We start from the raw sequence: 18,078 nt of genomic DNA, 5'->3' as shown, positions 1-18,078 counted from the left end.
GCAGATGGTCAGCCACTGTCGCACGGGTTTCCACTTATGTGTTGCAAATCGCAACACCAAATAAACCAAATGGCTACAATATTGCAACACAGCAACATCGACCCAGAGGTGCCCTGTGGCAGGCAATCCCTTTCTTCTCGCACCAGAGGTTAATGCGAATCCCCTGCTGAGCGATTCGTGGTCTCGCTGCCAGCGCTACGGGCTGGATCCCGCCACCGAGGATTTTCCCCGCCTCGGCGCCGGCGAGCTGGCGGACCGGCTCGCCAGCCACCGCGGCCTGCAGCAGCTGGCGCAGCCGGTGGTGGAAGCCCTGTCGCGCCAGGTCGCAGACCTGCAGTCGGTGGTGATCCTTTCCGACCCCGACGGCCTGGTGCTGCATACTCTCGGCGATACCCAGGCGCTGCAAAAGGCCCAGCGCGTGGCGCTGGCTCCCGGCAATCTGTGGAGTGAAAGCGGGCGCGGGACCAACGCCATCGGCACCGCGCTGGCGATTGACGATGGCTGCGAGATCGATGGCCGCCAGCACTTTCTTACCCGCAACCAGAATCTGTACTGCGCAGCGATGCCGCTCCAGCGACCGGACGGAAGCATCGCCGGGGTGCTGGATATCTCCGGCCCGGCGAATTTTCCCCACCAGTACACCTTTGGCTGGGTAAAAGCGGCGGCAAAGCAAATTGAATATCTGTGGGTGAAACAGAGTCTGCATCCTGAGCAGTGGCTGATGAGCCTGCACCGGCAGGTGGACAAACTCGACAGCGTCGAGGAGCTGCTGCTGGTCTTTTCCGACAACGTCCTCACCGCCGGCAACCGGCTGGCGATGCGCGAGTTCGGCCTGAGCGCGGCGCAGTTTGGCCAGCTCACCTTTGCCTCGCTTTTTCCGACGCTGACGCAAACGGCGGTCAGCGTCCCGCTGCCACTGACCACGCCGCAGGGCCGCTACCACTATCGCCTGCGGGAGCCCACCCGCCGCCGGGTGGCGGTAAGCGCCCCGCCGGCCATGCATCTCCCCTTTACCAGTCCGCGCGAAGGCGAAAAGCTGCTGCGGCTGCTCAACGCCGGCATCGCCCTGTGCATTGAAGGAGAAACCGGCAGCGGCAAAGAGTATGTCAGCCGCACGTTGCACCGGCACAGCCGCTGGCGCAGCGGTAAATTTGTCGCCATTAACTGCGCCGCCATTCCGGAATCGCTGATCGAATCCGAGCTCTTCGGCTACCAGCCGGGGGCGTTTACCGGCGCCAGCAAAAATGGCTATATCGGTAAAATCCGCGAGGCTGACGGCGGGGTGCTGTTTCTTGATGAGATCGGCGATATGCCGCTGGCGCTGCAGACCCGCCTCCTGCGCGTCCTGCAGGAGAAAGAGGTCGCTCCGCTGGGCGCCAGCCGCAGCGTGCCGGTGAATTTCGCCTTGATCTGCGCCACCCACCGCAACCTGACCCAGCGGGTCAGCGCCGGAGAATTCCGTGAAGATCTGCTGTGGCGCCTCCGGGAATACGCCCTGGCGCTGCCTCCGCTGCGCGAGTGGCCGGCGCTGGAAACCTTTATCGCCACCCTGTGGTACGACCTGGGCGGTGCTTCACGCCGGGTGACGCTTTCAAATGCGCTGCTGGTTCACCTCAGCCAGCTGCCGTGGCCGGGAAACGTACGCCAGCTGCAGAGCGTCCTGAAGGTAATGCTGGCTCTCGCCGATGAGGGCGACACGCTGACGCCCGACGCGCTGCCGGAGGCGTATCGCGCCGCGCCTGCGCCGTTGCCGCGCGGGGGATTGCAGGCCCATGATGAGCAGTTGATTGTCGATACCCTGGCCAGGGTCAACGGCAACGTCAGCCGGGCGGCGCAGATACTGGGTATCGCCCGCAGCACGTTGTACCGCCGTGCCGCCCGTGCCGGACGGCCTCGTCGCTGAGGCTATGGCGTAAAGCGCGCCGGTAGCTTGCACGCTGTCGGAAAACCTCCGCCGCCATAGATGGCGGTTATTTCTCTCTGCGCTAACCAGGTGTTGCGGTAAGAGGTAGCCCTTCCCGCAGGGCATCGATCGCCGCCTGCGTTTTTTGCGGCAGCCACGGCCCCTCCGGCCATACCGCGTGGATGGCGAAACGCACCTGAGCGCTGGGCGCCAACACCTGCTGCAATGTCCCATCGGCAAGCGCCTGCGCCACCAGCCAGTCCGGCAGCCAGGCGATGCCCATCCCCTGCTGCACTGCCGCCGCGATGGCGGCAAAATCATCCTGTATCAGCCACGTCTGCGGACTGAAGCGCACTTCGCCCTGCTGCGGGTCATACAGTTGCCATTTTTGCAGCTGGCCGTTGTGCAGATAGCCGAGGGTACGGTGCTCGTTCAACCCGGCAATAGTCTGCGGCGCTGGCTGCTGGCGCAGGTACTCCGCCGCCGCGCACAGCACCATGCCATGCTCTCCCAGCGCCCGGGCCCGCAGCGACCCGGTATCGGCCAGGCTCCCGATACGCACCGCAAGATCAAACCCCTCCTCCAGCAGATTGACCTGTCGGTCGCTGTAGTGGAGCTCGAGCTTCAGTAACGGATAGCGCTGGCTGAGGCGGAACAGCAGCGGTGCCACGCAGCGCTGGCCAAACAGCACCGGCAGCGACACCCGCAGCCGCCCCTGCACCTCATCTTTGCCGCGCTGCAGCGTCTCTTCGGCCTCGCGGATGCGCTCCAGCGCTTCCCGGCACTGGAGATAGAATTGCTCCCCCTCTTCCGTCAGCAGTTGCCGTCGGGTGGTACGCTGGAATAACGCCACGCCGAGACGCGCTTCCAGCCGGGCAATGGTTTTTCCCACCGCCGAACGCGTCACATGGAGGATCGCCGCCGCGCTGGCAAAGTTGCCGCTCTCGACCACGGTGACAAATACCGGGATCGCATTCAGATCGTCGCGCACAGATTGGTTCCTTACGGGATACAATAGGGAAAAATAATGTCACTCCTGAGACAAAAAAGACAGTGTTAGTCTTTGCTTCTATCTTTCATTTGAGGCACTCATCATGGCTAACGTTCTGGTTTTAAAATCCAGCATTAATGGCGAAACATCCCTGACCAATCAGTTGATTAACGAATTTCTCGCGGCGCGCCAGGCGGCGGGACACGGCGATCGGCTCACCGAACACGATCTCAGCGCCATGGCGCTGCCAACGCTGGATCGCCCCCTGTTCGCCGCCCTGCGCGGGGCAGTGGATCCGCAGCCTGCTATCCGCGAGGCGGTCGCCCTCTCCGACCAGCTTATCGCCGAGTTAAAGGCCAGCGACCTGCTGGTGATCGGCGCGCCGATGTATAACCTCAACGTCCCGACCGATCTAAAAAAATGGTTCGACCTCGTGGCGCGGGCGCGGGAAACCTTTCGCTACACCGAGAGCTGGCCGCAGGGGCTGGTGGAGGGCGTCCGGGCGGTGGTCGTCAGCAGCCGCGGCGGTATTCACCAGGGAGAAACTACCGACGCCGTCACGCCCTATCTGCGCGCGGTACTGGGGCTGATGGGGATCCAGGAGGTGGAATTTATCTATGCCGAAGGGCTGGACAATCGCCCGCATGGTCGCGACGCCGGGATCGCCAGCGCCCGGGCGCAGATTGCCCGGCTCGCCGTTCCGGCCTGAGTCGTGGAGAAATTGTGCTGGCGCTGGCGGCCTTTTTATTTTAGAGTTATCTAAATTTAGACAAAGCTAAAATAAATGACCACACCTGAAGACCTGCAGGCCCGCGCCGGAGAAGCCGCCGCGCTGATGAAAGCGATGAGCAATCCTCACCGATTGCTGATCCTGTGCATGCTGTGCGATGCGCCCAGGGCCAGCGCCGGCGAACTCGCCCGGGCTACAGGGCTGAGCCCCTCCGCCACCTCGCAACACCTCGCGCGGATGCGTGACGAGGGGCTGATCGACAGCGAGCGCGACGCCCAGCGTATCCACTATTTCATCACCCACCCTGCGGTACAGCAGGTGATCAATACGCTGAAAACGCTCTATTGCCCGTGAGGATCCTATGACCATCGCCACCTTAACTCCCGCCGAGGCCCAGGCGCAGATTGCCCAGGGCGCCAGACTGATTGATATCCGCGATGCGGATGAATATGCGCGCGAACATATCCCCGATGCCGAGCTGGTGCCGCTCGCCACTCTGACCAGCGGTGCGCCCATCAATGCCCGGGCCGGAGAGACGGTCATCTTTCACTGCCAGGCGGGTTCCCGGACGCAGAATAATGCGATTCGTCTGGCCGCGGCCGCCGCGCCGGCGCAGCCATGCCTGCTGGCAGGAGGAATTCAGGCGTGGAAAGCCGCGGGGTTGCCGGTAGTGGAAGATTCATCGCAGCCGCTGCCGCTGATGCGCCAGGTGCAAATTGCCGCTGGCGTCCTGATTTTACTGGGGGTGCTGCTGGGCTATACCGTTAACGGCGGCTTTTTCCTGCTCAGCGGCGCGGTCGGCGCCGGGCTCACCTTCGCCGGCGTAACCGGCTTTTGCGGCATGGCGCGTCTGCTGGCGACCATGCCGTGGAACCGGCGCCAGGGGGTTAAAACGCGCTCCAGATAAGCCAGGCAATGCCGCCGAAGAGCAGCCATTTGACGATGTAATAGACCGTCTTATTCCATTTTTTCAACCGCTTACCAACAATGCGGATCTGGTAAATATAGCGAAACGCCCGGTTAATCCCGCCGGTGCGATCGCCGATATCGTTGGGCGCCGAAGCGGCGCTCATCAGATGGCGTCCCAGCCAGTGGTTAACTTTCTGCGCCCAGCGGTAGCGCATCGGCCGTTCAATATCGCAGAACAGAATCAGGCGATTCTCACCACTGGTATTTTCCGCATAGTGGATATAGGTCTCGTCAAACAGCACGCCTTCTCCATCGCGCCAACTGTAACGCTGGCCATCCACCTCGATAAAGCAGCGGTCATCGTTCGGCGTTGCCAGGCCCAGATGAAAGCGTAGCGAGCCGGCGTAGGGGTCACGATGGCGCGGCAGACGGCTACCGTCCGGCAGAGTGGCAAACATGGCCGCTTTCACCGACGGGATATCGCGCAGCAGCGCGGTAGTTTGCGGACAGAGCTGGCTGGCGGAAGGATGGGCATCCTCATACCATTTCAGATAAAAGCGTTTCCAGCCGGTTTTGAAAAATGAGTTAAACCCGGCATCGTTATATTTATCGGCCGCTTTAATCTGCTCCAGCTGCTGAAGGTGGAGACCTTCGTCGCGAATAACCTGCCAGTTTTGCTGCAATATCGCCAGCTCGGGAAACATCTCCGGCCGCAGATAAGGCGTATTCGGCACGCGGGAAAATAAATACATAAATCCATTCAGCGGCGCGGTAAATGTGGAATGGTCGGAGAGCTGCCGCCAGAAACGATAGCGCACCCGTCCGCGGTAATGGACATACAGTACAGCAATAACAATGATCAACAGAATGATATACTTCATGGTGTCTTTCCTGACCTGATTGGTGGTAACCCTACCCTCGCCGTCCCCCTTTCTCAGCAGCGGTATGGCGCCAGCAAAACATTAACAATGTTAATACATATAACTCCAAATTGTTTTAACAAAAAACAGCACGCCCGGTGTTCAGTGAGCGGGCGTTGAGCTATGGTTTAGGTTTATCCATGGTGTTAACAGTGAGGAGTGAATTATGTTTGCTGTCGGCGATCTGGTACAACCCCGAGCGGGCGGACCAAAACTGAAAGTGGTGGAAGTGCAAGGGGAGCAACTGGTGGTGGTTCAGGCCGCACAGGAGCAGGGAGAGCGCTATTCGCTGAAGTCGGACGAGGTCACGCCGTATCAGGAAGAGGGAGACTTCGGCGTCTGCTAAAGCCCCTCGCTTAAAGTCGTAAGGCCAGGCCGGTGGGTCTCTCACCACCGGGCTGGCGCTGGCCCGAAGGCGTTAAATTAAAAAGCTATCCAGCGATTTACCCTGGGCGACAGCCTCGGCAATCGGCTTCGGCATTCTTCCCTGTCCGGTCCAGGTTTTCTCTGCGCCAGTATGATCGGTATAACGATATTTCGCCGGGCGCGGTTGACGCTTTTTGCCTCCCGCCTTTGGCGGCTGAATATCGGCCACCAGCTCGTCAGGAGAAATACCGTCGGCGCGCATCAGTTCAAGCCAGGTATTCACTTTCTCCTGATATTCAGCCTGCTGCTGAGCTGCCTGCTGCTGTTGCGTACGTTTTTCTTCAGTGACGATCCTGAGCTTTTCCAGCATCTCTTCAAGCACGTCAATGGAGAATTCACGGGACAGGGCACGCAGTGAACGGATATTATTCAGTTTGTGTAACATTGAAGACATAAAATTAAAAAATTCCAAATAGCAAATTAAAAGATACAACGCGGCAAGTGTAATAGAAACGTTTATTTATTTCCAGCCTTCGGTTGTCCAGATAAATATATAAGGTGGATATTAGCGGTTATCCCCTGAAGCTATATTGGCAAATATCTGAGCCTTTTTCATAAGCACAGGCAAAAAAGAGAGTGAATAAATAAAAAAGGCAGAATGACGGGAAAAACCACCGTTCTCGCCAGGAATATTAGCTTTATAGTCAGCGGGTTACCTACTGTTCATACGTGGCCGCACTGATACATACCTTTGGCTGCAGTGAATAGTTAATCAGACAATGGGAATAAAACAACAATTCGCAATTCAGAATTTTTCACCATAAAAACGCGACTTACGGCATAAAAAATCCTAAAAGAGAGCGGAATCACACACTCGCGTGATGTTGCGCCATGGTTGGCTATCAGGCGCCGTTCCCTCGGCCAGTCTCGATTTCGCAATCAAGATTAACTCATTGATAAATATTGATATTTTCAAAAACAGGAATAAAAGTAGCGTAACGAACAAAAAACAAACCAGCGCAGAGTATTTTATCGACAAAAAGGCGATAAATAAAAATTTATAGCTAGTTGCCACTTTTAATGCAGAGATATACTCTACTCACATCAAAACAGGCAGCCCAAAAACGCTATACCAACGCGCATTTTTCGGCGTTAATGACTTCATTTTCGAGGAGCACTCCGATGTTCTCTGCGCACTCCCGCTTGCGGCATGCGGTTGCAGACACCTTTGCGATGGTGGTTTACTGCACCGTCGTCAACATGATGATCGAAATTTTTCTCTCTGGTATGACGTTTGAGCAGTCGTTATCGTCGCGTCTGGTGGCGATCCCGGTCAACATTATTATTGCCGTACCCTATGGGATATATCGCGATTTCGCCATGCGTCAGGCCCGGCGCATCAGCCCGGCCAGGTGGATGAAAAATATGGCCGACGTGCTGGCCTACGTCACCTTTCAGTCGCCGGTGTATGTCGCTATTCTGTGGAGCGTGGGTGCTGACTGGCACCAGATTGTCGCCGCGGTGAGCTCGAACCTGGCGGTATCGATGATGATGGGCGCCGCCTACGGCTACTTCCTCGACTATTGCCGCCGCCTGTTCCGCGTGGCGCCCTATCAGCAGGCGAAGGCCTGACCAACGCGTTAGCAGCGACTGGCTCTGCCAGTCGCCTCTTCCCGCCAGCCCGCCTCGCCTGGATCCTTAAATGCCTATCGGCGTATTAATTCGTCGACATTGCCGGCTGGGCTTCGCCAAATAGCCCATTCAGAAAACGCTCAAGCGCCATGCGTGAGCTAAATCCATGCGGAATACCATAATGTTGTTGCGCATCCCCGGCTAAATACAGCGGAAACTGTTCATAATGATCACAGGTTTTGATATCTGAAGCCGGTTCGGCCAGCATATTGCTGCGCTCTTTTAACGCCGGATGAATAACTAACGCTGTTCGCCCCATGCGCGCTTCGCGGTTCACATAAACATAATTATCGCCGCGGCGATAGCCGTACGCTTTTTGCGTCACAACATCCATGGTGAAGCCGGCTTTTTCAAGAACACGCGCCACCTCATCGGGTCTTAAATACATACTGATTCCTCGTTATCTTTTACCGCACATTGACCTTACCTTATTCATTAAGGACAGTGCTTTCGGAAAATTCCAGAAACCACAACAGTAAGCATAATTCAAAATCTTGTCCTACACTTACTCACTCGATGGAATTAAGGGAGATAACGATGGCTAACCATGTGAACCGCAACAATTTTGACGAGAACGCCGAAGATATTCATAACGATGTCAGCCAATTAGCGGATACGCTGGAAGAGGTGCTGAAATCATGGGGCAGTGACGCCAAAGAGGAAGCGGAAGCGGCGCGTGTCAAAGCGCAGTCGCTGTTAAAAGAGACTCGTGCCCGCCTTAATGGCCACAACCGGGTGCAGCAGGCGGCGCTGGATGCGCGCCAGGCAGCGTGCGATGCGCTGGGCTGTGCCGATACCTACGTGCGCAATAAACCGTGGCACAGTGTGGGCGCCGCCGCCGCCGTCGGGGTATTTATTGGCGTATTGCTCAATTTACGTCGATAATAGCTTAAGCGTCGGCTGCCGCCGCGCGATTGGCGCGCGGTAGCCCGCGAGCTTTACGGAAGGCAATGAAGATAACAAATACGCGTCAGCCCCTGCGCGCCTCTGGCCGCAGGGGTTTTTCTGCTTCCCCGACTTAAGCGCCATCAAATCGCTATCGCCTCTCTCAGCCGTCGGGCAAGTCCGTCAGCCATCGCCGGCGAACGTATATTGGTAAAACTCATCAATAATCCCCCCTCGCCCGCGTGGCGAATCCGCCAGTCGCTCAGCGCCTGCACCGCCAGCCCGGCCACAACCGCCCGCCGCGCGAGCAGCCGATCGTCGCCGCTGACCGACATAACCAGTTGGATTCCCCCCAGCTGCGGCGTGACCTGAAAGCCCTGCGCCTGCAGAGCCGACTCCAGCCACTGTCTACGCTGGCTATAGCTGGCACGCATTTTCTTCAAATGACGCCAAAAATGTCCCTGCTGGATAAAATCCGCCAGCGTCTGCTGCCACAGGGTGGGAACGGTGCAGGACTGGCGCTCCGCGGTCTGGTGAAAACGCGCCACCAGCGGGGTCGGCACCACCAGCCAGGCGGTGCGCAGCGCCGGGAACATCGACTTACTGAAGGTGCCCGCGTAGATGACCCTCTGCGGCGCATCAAGGCTTTTCAGCGGCGGCAGCGGTTTGCCGTGATAGCGAAACTCGCTATCGTAATCGTCCTCAATGATCCACGCGTCGCGCTCCGCGGCCCACGCCAGCAGCTGGCGGCGTCGGGGAAGCGACAGCGCGACCCCCAGCGGACTCTGATGGGCTGGTGTGAGCAGGGCAAATCGCGCCTGCGGGTGATGACGCTGGCCCCAGCCGACGTCCATCCCTTCGTCGTCCACGGGAATCGCATCCACCGCCAGCTGCCCAGCCTCGACGACCGGCCGGATAAAGGGATACCCCGGATCTTCCATCCACATATGCTGTCCCGGCTGCGCCAGGGTACGCAGGATAAGGTTCATGGAGGCGGCATAGCTGCCGGTGATCAACACCTGATCCGGCTGACAGTCGATACTGCGCGACAGGCGTAGATAATCGACGATAGCCTGGCGCAGAAGCGGATCGCCGCCGGGATCGCCGGGTGCAAGATCGAACCGCGACTGCGTCCGCAGCCGACGCCCCATCACCCGCGCCCACTGCCCGCGCGGAAAGAGATCCAGCGCCGGCAGCCCCATCTGAAACGGCAGCGGCTCCGTCGGCGCGGCCGGTTGCACTGGCGGTACCGGCGCCAGCTGGCGCGGGCTGAGCCGCTCGCTGACAAAGGTCCCCGCCTGCCCACGCCGCTCGAGCCATCCCTGGGCGACCAGCTCTCCCCAGGCGTTTTCGATGGTCGCCCGGGAGACGCCCTGCTCCTGAGCGTACACCCGGCTGGCGGGCAAACGGCTGCCCGGGGTCAGTTCGCCACGTTCAATCGCCGATTTCAACTGGCGGGCGATACGCTGATAAAGCGGGAGGTTAATCGCTTCCATTATGGTCTGCTTTTTTCATCACAATATGGCTATCTTTTGCAGTCCATTATAGTGCTATTTTGGCTGCCGTCTTAGAGAGGAGAACACCATGAACCAATTACGTCAGCCATTCAGTGAACTGAGCCCGGAAGTCTATAAAGGGCTGGTACAGGCCAGCATCGCGCTGGAGAAAAGCGAGCTGGGCAACGCCCTGGTAGAGCTGGTTTATTTACGCGTCTCGCAGATCAACGGCTGCGCCTTCTGTCTTGAGAAACATAGCCAGGCGCTGCGCAAAGGCGGCATGGCGCAAAGCAAACTGGATGCCCTTGCGGGCTGGCGGGTAAGCGCCCACTTTACTCCGGCCGAACGCGCGGCGCTGGCTTGGGCCGAGTCGGTCACCGACATTGCCGCCAGCCATGCGGAAGATGAGGTTTACCTGCCGCTGCGCGAACATTTTACCCCGCGTCAGATAAGCGATCTGACCTTCGCCGTCAGTTTGATGAACGCCTTTAACCGCCTCGCCGTGGCCATGCGCCTGTAGTTCCGCACAGCCTCCCCCCTCCTCCGCCGATCTATCCCGGCGGGGGACTCGCTTGCCAAAAACGCTATATATTGAGTGGTTGAAGTTTTAAATAACTACATCTAGTATTTCCTTATCGAATGGCCCACTACGTTCGACGCTATGTTTAGCGCCGTGCTGTTATCTTAAATGGAAATACGAATCATGCGCATTATTATTTACACTCGAAATGACTGCGTGCAGTGCCATGCCACCCGGCGAGCCATGGAGAGCCGGGGACTGGCCTTTGAAATGGTCAACGTCGACCAGCAGCCGGATGCCGCCGACACCCTGCGCGAGCAGGGATTTCGCCAGCTGCCGGTGGTGATCGCCGGTGAGCTGCGCTGGAGCGGCTTCCGCCCGGATATGATCAATCGCCTGCGCCCCTCCTTTACGGCGGCCAGCGCATGAGCCTCATCGTCTACTTCTCCAGCCGTTCGGAGAATACCCATCGCTTTGTGCAGCGCCTGGGGCTGCCAGCGGTGCGTATCCCGCTGAACGAGCGTGAACATCTGCGGGTAGACGAGCCCTATATTCTCATCGTTCCCAGCTATGGCGGCGGCGGCACCGCCGGCGCGGTACCGCGTCAGGCGATCCGCTTTTTAAACGACGTGCATAACCGCCAGCTGATCCGCGGAGTGATTGCCGCCGGCAATCGCAACTTTGGCGACGGCTGGGGGCGTGCCGGAGATGTCATCGCGCAAAAATGCGCCGTGCCCTATCTCTACCGCTTCGAGCTGATGGGAACCCCCGACGATATCAACACCGTGCGTAAAGGAGTCAGCGAATTTTGGCAACGACAACCGCAGAACGTATAACCGCCGCCGTGGATTTTCACGCCCTCAACGCGATGCTGAATTTGTACGACAGCGAGGGCCGCATCCCGTTTGAGAAAGATCGCCAGGCGGTTGAGGCCTTTATGGCGACCCAGGTTCAGCCCAACGCCCTCACCTTCCCCAGCCAGGAGGATAAGCTCAGCTGGCTCGTCAGCGAGGGCTATTACGATCCGCAGGTGCTGGCCGGCTATGACCGCGGGTTTGTGCTGGCGTTGTTCGCCCATGCCCGGCGCGCTCCGTTTCGCTTTCAGACCTTCCTCGGCGCCTGGAAGTTCTATACCAGCTATGCGCTGAAGACCTTTGACGGCAAGCACTACCTCGAGGATTTCGCCGAACGCAGCGTGATGGTGGCCCTGACGCTGGCCCGGGGCGATGAACAGCAGGCGCGGCAGCTGACGGAGGAAATACTCAGCGGCCGCTTTCAGCCCGCCACACCGACCTTCCTTAACGCTGGCAAACAGCAGCGCGGGGAGCTGATCTCCTGCTTCCTGCTGCGTATTGAGGATAATATGGAGTCCATCGGCCGGGCGGTGAACTCGGCGCTACAGCTGTCGAAGCGCGGCGGCGGGGTGGCCTTTTTACTCTCCAACCTGCGCGAGGCCGGGGCGCCGATCAAGCGCATCGAAAACCAGTCTTCTGGGGTGGTGCCGGTGATGAAGATGCTGGAGGACGCCTTCTCCTATGCCAATCAGCTCGGCGCCCGCCAGGGGGCGGGTGCGGTCTGGCTGCATGTTCACCATCCCGATATTTTACGCTTTCTTGATACCCGGCGTGAAAATGCCGATGAGAAAATCCGCATCAAAACCTTGTCGCTGGGGGTGGTGATCCCTGATATCACCTTCCAGCTGGCGAAAGAAGATGCGCAGATGGCCCTGTTCTCGCCTTATGACGTCGAACGGCTGTACGGCAAACCTTTCGCCGATTGCGCCATCGGCGACCTCTATCCGCAGCTGGTGGCCGACGAGCGGGTCCGCAAACGCTGGATCCGCGCCCGCGACCTGTTCCAGCGCCTGGCGGAGATCCAGTTTGAATCCGGCTACCCGTACATCATGTTTGAAGACACCGTGAACCACGCCAGTCCGGTGGCCGGGCGGGTCACCATGAGCAATCTGTGTTCGGAGATCCTGCAGGTCAGTACGCCGTCCGCCTATAATGAAGACCTCAGCTATGCGCATATCGGGGAAGATATCTCCTGCAACCTCGGCTCGCTGAACATCGCCCATACCATGGACTCGCCGGATTTCGGCCGCACAATCGCCACCGCGGTGCGCGCCCTGACCGCCGTGTCCGACATGAGCGACATTCAGTCGGTTCCCTCGGTGGCGGCCGGCAACGCGGCCTCCCACGCCATCGGCCTGGGGCAGATGAATCTGCACGGTTACCTGGCGCGGGAGGGCATTGCCTACGGCAGCCCGGAGGGGCTGGACTTCACCAATATCTACTTCTACACCGTGACCTGGCACGCGCTGCACACCTCGATGCAGCTGGCCCGCGAGCGCGGCCAGCGCTTCGCCGGCTTCGAGCAGTCGCGCTACGCCAGCGGGGCGTACTTCGACAAATATCTGCAGGAGGAGTGGCAGCCGAAAACCGAACGGGTGCGCACGCTGTTCGCCCGCGCCGGCATCTCTCTGCCCGACCGGGAAAGCTGGCGCCAGCTGCGCGACGATGTCATGCGCTATGGCATCTACAATCGCTATCTGCAGGCGGTGCCGCCCACCGGCTCGATCTCGTACATCAACCATGCCACCTCCAGCATTCACCCGATCGTCTCGAAGATTGAGATCCGCAAAGAGGGGAAAACCGGGCGAGTGTACTACCCCGCACCATTTATGAATAACGACAATCTGGCCCTCTACCAGGATGCGTATGAGATAGGGCCGGAGAAGATCATTGACACTTACGCCGAGGCGACGCGCCACGTCGACCAGGGGCTGTCGCTGACCCTGTTCTTCCCCGATACCGCCACCACCCGCGATATCAACAAGGCGCAAATTTACGCCTGGAAGAAAGGCATCAAGACGCTCTACTACATCCGTCTGCGCCAGCTGGCGCTGGAAGGCACTGAAATTGAAGGCTGCGTGTCCTGCGCGCTGTAAGGAGAACAGGATGACCCATTTAACGCGCGTCAGCGCAATCAACTGGAACCGCATTGATGACGATAAAGATCTTGAGGTCTGGAACCGTCTCACCAGCAACTTCTGGCTGCCGGAGAAAGTGCCGCTGTCGAACGACATTCCCGCCTGGCAAACCCTCAGCGCGGCGGAGCAGCAGTTGACCATTCGCGTCTTTACCGGATTGACCCTGCTTGACACCATTCAGAACACCGTCGGCGCCCCGGCGCTAATGGCGGACGCCTTAACCCCGCATGAGGAGGCGGTGCTGTCGAACATCAGCTTTATGGAGGCGGTTCATGCCCGCTCTTACAGCTCCATCTTTTCCACGCTGTGCCACAGCAAGGAAGTGGATGCCGCCTTCACCTGGAGCGAAAGCTGTGATCCCCTGCAGCGCAAGGCGCAGCTGATGCTGGGTTACTATCAGGCCGACGAGCCGCTGAAGAAAAAAATCGCCAGCGTGTTCCTCGAATCCTTTCTCTTCTACTCCGGCTTCTGGCTGCCGATGTACTTCTCCAGCCGGGGAAAGCTGACCAACACTGCGGATCTGATCCGCCTGATCATTCGCGATGAAGCGGTGCATGGCTATTACATCGGCTACAAGTACCAGAAAGGACTGGAGATCGTCAGCCCCGGCAAGCGCGAAGAATTGAAAAATTTCGCCCTCGATCTGCTGATGGATCTTTACGACAACGAACTGGCCTACAGCCGGGAGCTGTACGGCGAGAGCGGCTGGTTCGACGACGTCAGCGCTTTCCTGGGCTACAACGCCAACAAAGCGCTGATGAACCTCGGCTACGAGGCGCTGTTCCCGGCGGAGATGGCGGCGGTCAATCCGGCAATCCTCGCAGCGCTGTCGCCCAACGCCGACGAAAACCATGACTTTTTCTCCGGTTCCGGCTCCTCCTACGTGATAGGAAAAATGGAAGAGACCGCCGACGACGATTGGGACTTTTAACCGTACTTTCACCAGGAATATCGCAGGCGGATTCCTGGTGATTAATTTCACAAAATAGCGTTTAATCCACCAAATATTCTCTCCATGACCTAACCGTCATCACTTCGTCATATTTAGCAGAAAACCGGTCCATTTCAGTCGAATTATCCAAAGATAATCAAAAAATATTACCAACAACAAATTACCGCCCAGCCCTTATATCACGGGGGCTTAGCCACAGTTGTCCCCATCTGATTTTGCCGAGAGTTTGCCATTGAGGGTTGTCACAGAATCTGAGTATGTTAGGGTGTAAAAAGATCATAATCACCATCGGGTATCATATCGCAATAAACAAATAACAGGAACTTCTCTATTGCATGGCAATTAAATTAGAAATCAAAAATCTTTATAAGATATTTGGCGAGCATCCACACCGTGCTTTCAAATATATTGAGAAAGGACTCAACAAAGCGCAAATACTGGAAAAAACGGGGCTGTCGCTTGGCGTCAAAGACGCCAGTCTGGCCATTGAAGAAGGCGAGATATTCGTCATCATGGGGCTCTCCGGCTCGGGGAAATCCACCATGGTTCGCCTTCTCAATCGCCTGATTGAACCCACCCGCGGCCAGGTGCTGATTGACGGGGTCGATATCGCCAAAATGTCGGATGCCGAGCTGCGCGAGGTGCGTCGCAAGAAAATTGCGATGGTTTTTCAGTCCTTTGCGCTGATGCCGCACATGAGCGTGCTCGATAACACGGCGTTTGGCATGGCGCTTGCCGGCGTTCCCGCCGCCGAACGAGAGCAAAAAGCCCGGGAGGCGCTGCGTCAGGTGGGGCTGGAGAATTATGCCCACGCCTGGCCGGATGAACTCTCCGGCGGCATGCGCCAGCGCGTCGGTTTAGCTCGCGCCCTGGCGATTAATCCCGATATTCTGTTAATGGATGAAGCCTTCTCTGCGCTCGATCCGCTCATTCGTACCGAAATGCAGGATGAGCTCATCAAATTACAGGCGAAGCATCAACGCACTATCGTCTTTATTTCCCATGACCTTGATGAAGCCATGCGAATTGGCGATCGTATCGCCATTATGCAAAATGGCGAAGTGGTCCAGGTCGGCACTCCGGATGAAATATTAAATAATCCAGCCAATGATTATGTGCGCACCTTCTTCCGCGGCGTGGATATTAGCCAGGTATTCAGCGCGAAAGATATTGCCCGCCGCAGCCCGGTTGGCCTGATTCGTAAAACGCCTGGTTTTGGCCCCCGTTCGGCGCTGAAATTATTACAGGATGAAGACCGGGAATATGGCTATGTCATAGAGCGCGGTAATCGCTTTGTCGGGATTGTCTCGATTGATTCTCTGAAAACAGCCCTCAGCGCCGGGCAGGGGATCGAGGCGGCGCTGATTGACGCCCCGCTGGCGGTGGAAGCGCAAACCCCGCTCAGCGATCTGCTCTCCCACGTCGGCCACGCTCCGTGCGCCGTGCCGGTAGTGGATGAAGAACAACAATATATTGGCATCATTTCCAAACGGATGTTGCTCCAGGCTTTAGATCGCGAGGGGGTGAATCATGGCTGATCAGACCAATCCATGGGGCAGCGCCCCGTCAACCGACAGCGCCGCGCAGGCTGCCGACGCCTGGGGTGGCGCCTCTACTGCCGCGCCGGCTAATGGCGGCGGCGCCGACTGGCTGCACAGCGCCCCGGCGCCGCAGCCGGAACAGTTCAATATCATGGATCCGTTCCATAAGACCCTGATCCCGCTCGACAGCTGGGTGACCCACGCCATCGACTGGATCGTGCTGCACTTCCGTCCGCTGTTCCAGGGGATCCGCGTGCCGATCGACTACATCCTCAGCGCCTTCCAGCAGCTGCTGTTGGGGATGCCGGCGCCGGTGGCGATTATCGTCTTCGCGCTAATCGCCTGGCAGATCTCCAGCCTCGGCATGGGGGTCGCCACTCTGGTATCGCTGATTGCCATCGGCGCCATCGGCGCGTGGTCGCAAGCCATGGTCACTCTGGCGCTGGTCCTCACCGCCCTGCTGTTCTGCATGGTTATCGGCTTGCCGCTGGGGATCTGGCTAGCGCGCAGCCCGCGGGCGGCGAAAATCATCCGCCCGCTGTTGGATGCCATGCAGACCACGCCGGCGTTCGTCTATCTGGTGCCGATCGTGATGCTGTTCGGCATCGGCAACGTACCGGGCGTGGTGGTGACGATTATCTTCGCCCTGCCGCCGATCGTCCGTCTGACCATCCTCGGGATAAACCAGGTGCCTGCGGATCTGATCGAAGCGTCGCGCTCATTTGGCGCCAGCCCGCGCCAGCTGCTGTTTAAGGTGCAGCTGCCGCTGGCCATGCCCACCATTATGGCCGGGGTTAACCAGACCCTGATGCTGGCCCTGTCGATGGTAGTGATCGCCTCGATGATCGCCGTCGGCGGCCTCGGCCAGATGGTGCTGCGCGGTATCGGTCGCCTGGATATGGGCCTGGCGACCGTCGGCGGGGTGGGGATCGTGATCCTGGCGATTATTCTTGACCGCCTCACCCAGGCCGTCGGTCGCGACGCCCGCAGTCGCGGCAACCGCCGCTGGTACACCACCGGCCCGCTGGGGCTTATCACTCGCCCTTTCTGTCGATAAGTCGATAACAGCGCCGCTCCCCGACACCAGCCGATGCCCGGGAGCGGCCCTTCCCGTTAAACAATAAGAGGAACCACCATGCGACATAGTACGATGTTGGCCACCGCCGCCTTTGCCACCCTGCTCGCCACCAGCGCCTTCGCCGCCGACCTGCCGGGTAAAGGGATTACGGTGAAGCCCGCTCAGAGCACTATCTCCGAAGAGAGCTTCCAGACCCTGCTGGTCAGTCGCGCGCTGGAGAAGCTGGGCTACACCGTCGAGAAACCCAGCGAAGTGGACTATAACGTTGCCTATACGTCGATTGCCGCCGGAGATACCACCTTTATCGCCACCAACTGGCAACCGCTGCACGATGACATGTACGCCGCGGCGGGCGGTGATAACAAATTCTATCGCAAAGGAGTGTACGTCTCAGGCGCCGCCCAGGGCTATTTGATCGACAAAAAAACCGCTGAGCAGTACCACATCACCTCCATCGATCAGCTCAAAGATCCGCAGATCGCCAAACTGTTTGATACCAACAATGACGGTAAAGCGGATCTCACCGGCTGTACCCCAGGATGGGGCTGTGAAGCAGTGATTAACCATCAGATTGACGCCTATGGCCTGAGCAAAACCGTCACCCATAACCAGGGCAACTACGCGGCGATGATGGCCGACACCATTGCCCGGTATAAAGAGGGTAAACCGGTGCTCTACTACACCTGGACGCCGTACTGGGTTAGCGACGTGCTGAAGCCTGGCAAGGACGTCGTCTGGCTGCAGGTGCCGTTCTCCTCCCTTCCGGGCGAGCAGAAAAACATCGACACCAAACTGGCCAACGGCGCCAACTATGGCTTCCCGGTGAACACCATGCACATCGTCGCTAACAAAGCCTGGGCGGAGAAAAATCCGGCCGCCGCCACTCTGTTTAGCATCATGAAGCTGCCGATCGCCGACATCAACGCCGAGAATGCGATGATGCATGAAGGCCATGCTTCCGAAGCCGACATTAACGGCCACGTTGATGGCTGGATCAAAGCCCACCAGCCGCTGTTCGACAGCTGGGTGAAAACCGCCCTCGCCGCGCAGCAGTAAACCCGCTCACGGATAAGGCCCAGCGCCTTATCCGGCCCCCTTGCCCC

20 protein-coding genes are annotated in these 18,078 nt (G+C 58.6%); 15 read left to right on the top strand and 5 right to left on the bottom strand.

All coding sequences use genetic code 11. From position 1 onward, the window contains the following. The first annotated feature begins 115 nt into the window (after nt 1-115). Nucleotides 116-1,903, top strand: a complete 1,788-nt coding sequence (locus tag KHQ23_RS16110; protein ID WP_032434950.1) for a sigma-54-dependent Fis family transcriptional regulator — start codon at nt 116-118, stop codon at nt 1,901-1,903. A gap of 82 nt (nt 1,904-1,985) precedes the next feature. Here KHQ23_RS16110 and KHQ23_RS16105 read toward each other — a convergent pair whose 3' ends face one another. Beyond that, nucleotides 1,986-2,894, bottom strand: a complete 909-nt coding sequence (locus KHQ23_RS16105) for a LysR family transcriptional regulator (RefSeq protein ID WP_032434952.1) — start codon at nt 2,892-2,894, stop codon at nt 1,986-1,988. A gap of 103 nt (nt 2,895-2,997) precedes the next feature. Between KHQ23_RS16105 and KHQ23_RS16100 the strand changes: the two genes are divergently transcribed. The 3 genes from KHQ23_RS16100 (at nt 2,998) to KHQ23_RS16090 (ending at nt 4,531) form a co-directional block, all read left to right on the top strand. After that, the gene (locus KHQ23_RS16100) at nt 2,998-3,603 is read left to right on the top strand and encodes an FMN-dependent NADH-azoreductase (RefSeq protein ID WP_004212889.1); all 606 of its coding nucleotides are present in this window, start codon (nt 2,998-3,000) and stop codon (nt 3,601-3,603) included. Nucleotides 3,604-3,678: 75 nt separating this feature from the next. Beyond that, complete coding sequence (locus tag KHQ23_RS16095; RefSeq protein WP_002914277.1) at nt 3,679-3,978, top strand: helix-turn-helix transcriptional regulator; 300 nt, start codon at nt 3,679-3,681, stop codon at nt 3,976-3,978. A 7-nt stretch (nt 3,979-3,985) separates the two neighbouring features. Next, a complete protein-coding gene (locus tag KHQ23_RS16090) occupies nt 3,986-4,531 on the top strand; it encodes a rhodanese family protein (RefSeq protein ID WP_032434954.1) in 546 nt (181 codons plus the stop codon). Here KHQ23_RS16090 and lpxO read toward each other — a convergent pair. Next, a complete protein-coding gene (gene lpxO / locus KHQ23_RS16085) occupies nt 4,512-5,414 on the bottom strand; it encodes a lipid A hydroxylase LpxO (protein ID WP_002914281.1) in 903 nt (300 codons plus the stop codon). The genes KHQ23_RS16090 and lpxO overlap by 20 nt on opposite strands. 205 nt (nt 5,415-5,619) lie before the next feature. Here lpxO and KHQ23_RS16080 point away from each other — a divergent pair, with 205 nt between their 5' ends. Then, the gene (locus KHQ23_RS16080; RefSeq protein WP_002914284.1) at nt 5,620-5,799 is read left to right on the top strand and encodes a hypothetical protein; all 180 of its coding nucleotides are present in this window, start codon (nt 5,620-5,622) and stop codon (nt 5,797-5,799) included. Between the two features lie 72 nt (nt 5,800-5,871). Here the strand turns inward: KHQ23_RS16080 and stpA are convergent, their stop codons facing one another. Next, the gene (gene stpA, locus KHQ23_RS16075) at nt 5,872-6,273 is read right to left on the bottom strand and encodes a DNA-binding protein StpA (RefSeq protein ID WP_002914287.1); all 402 of its coding nucleotides are present in this window, start codon (nt 6,271-6,273) and stop codon (nt 5,872-5,874) included. 728 nt (nt 6,274-7,001) lie between these two features. Here stpA and alaE point away from each other — a divergent pair. After that, the gene (gene alaE / locus KHQ23_RS16070) at nt 7,002-7,451 is read left to right on the top strand and encodes an L-alanine exporter AlaE (RefSeq protein ID WP_002914289.1); all 450 of its coding nucleotides are present in this window, start codon (nt 7,002-7,004) and stop codon (nt 7,449-7,451) included. A gap of 85 nt (nt 7,452-7,536) precedes the next feature. Here alaE and KHQ23_RS16065 read toward each other — a convergent pair whose 3' ends face one another. After that, nucleotides 7,537-7,899 carry a DUF2002 family protein gene (locus tag KHQ23_RS16065; RefSeq protein WP_002914291.1) on the bottom strand — a complete coding sequence of 121 codons (363 nt, stop codon included), beginning with the start codon at nt 7,897-7,899 and terminating at the stop codon, nt 7,537-7,539. 149 nt (nt 7,900-8,048) lie between these two features. Between KHQ23_RS16065 and KHQ23_RS16060 the strand changes: the two genes are divergently transcribed. After that, nucleotides 8,049-8,396, top strand: a complete 348-nt coding sequence (locus KHQ23_RS16060; protein ID WP_002914293.1) for a DUF883 domain-containing protein — start codon at nt 8,049-8,051, stop codon at nt 8,394-8,396. A gap of 143 nt (nt 8,397-8,539) precedes the next feature. Here KHQ23_RS16060 and KHQ23_RS16055 read toward each other — a convergent pair whose 3' ends face one another. After that, entirely contained in the window at nt 8,540-9,892 is a 1,353-nt protein-coding gene (locus KHQ23_RS16055) for a PLP-dependent aminotransferase family protein (protein WP_004149442.1), read from the bottom strand. Nucleotides 9,893-9,980: 88 nt separating this feature from the next. Here KHQ23_RS16055 and KHQ23_RS16050 point away from each other — a divergent pair, with 88 nt between their 5' ends. The 8 genes from KHQ23_RS16050 to proX all read left to right on the top strand — a co-directional run bounded on the left by KHQ23_RS16050 (nt 9,981) and on the right by proX (nt 18,031). Continuing rightward, a complete protein-coding gene (locus KHQ23_RS16050; protein ID WP_021312379.1) occupies nt 9,981-10,412 on the top strand; it encodes a carboxymuconolactone decarboxylase family protein in 432 nt (143 codons plus the stop codon). A gap of 183 nt (nt 10,413-10,595) precedes the next feature. Then, nucleotides 10,596-10,841 (top strand): glutaredoxin-like protein NrdH, encoded by a 246-nt coding sequence (gene nrdH / locus KHQ23_RS16045; RefSeq protein ID WP_002914320.1) that lies wholly within the window; start codon nt 10,596-10,598, stop codon nt 10,839-10,841. Then, a complete protein-coding gene (nrdI, locus tag KHQ23_RS16040) occupies nt 10,838-11,248 on the top strand; it encodes a class Ib ribonucleoside-diphosphate reductase assembly flavoprotein NrdI (RefSeq protein ID WP_002914321.1) in 411 nt (136 codons plus the stop codon). Before nrdH ends, nrdI begins: the two co-directional genes overlap by 4 nt. Then, complete coding sequence (nrdE, locus tag KHQ23_RS16035; protein ID WP_032434955.1) at nt 11,221-13,362, top strand: class 1b ribonucleoside-diphosphate reductase subunit alpha; 2,142 nt, start codon at nt 11,221-11,223, stop codon at nt 13,360-13,362. The genes nrdI and nrdE overlap by 28 nt, the downstream gene beginning before the upstream one ends. Before the next feature lie 10 nt (nt 13,363-13,372). Next, nucleotides 13,373-14,335, top strand: a complete 963-nt coding sequence (gene nrdF / locus KHQ23_RS16030; protein ID WP_032434956.1) for a class 1b ribonucleoside-diphosphate reductase subunit beta — start codon at nt 13,373-13,375, stop codon at nt 14,333-14,335. 356 nt (nt 14,336-14,691) lie between these two features. Beyond that, complete coding sequence (gene proV, locus KHQ23_RS16025; RefSeq protein WP_002914328.1) at nt 14,692-15,894, top strand: glycine betaine/L-proline ABC transporter ATP-binding protein ProV; 1,203 nt, start codon at nt 14,692-14,694, stop codon at nt 15,892-15,894. Beyond that, the gene (gene proW / locus KHQ23_RS16020; RefSeq protein WP_004174727.1) at nt 15,887-16,954 is read left to right on the top strand and encodes a glycine betaine/L-proline ABC transporter permease ProW; all 1,068 of its coding nucleotides are present in this window, start codon (nt 15,887-15,889) and stop codon (nt 16,952-16,954) included. Before proV ends, proW begins: the two co-directional genes overlap by 8 nt. 78 nt (nt 16,955-17,032) lie before the next feature. Further along, the gene (gene proX, locus KHQ23_RS16015; protein ID WP_004149446.1) at nt 17,033-18,031 is read left to right on the top strand and encodes a glycine betaine/L-proline ABC transporter substrate-binding protein ProX; all 999 of its coding nucleotides are present in this window, start codon (nt 17,033-17,035) and stop codon (nt 18,029-18,031) included. Nucleotides 18,032-18,078: the final 47 nt, after the last annotated feature.

Source organism: Klebsiella sp. 64 (genome assembly GCF_018223915.1).
Taxonomy (GTDB): Bacteria; Pseudomonadota; Gammaproteobacteria; order Enterobacterales; family Enterobacteriaceae; genus Klebsiella; species Klebsiella pneumoniae.
Note: the sequence above shows the minus strand (reverse complement) of the source record. Positions and strands in the feature narration are given on the sequence as shown.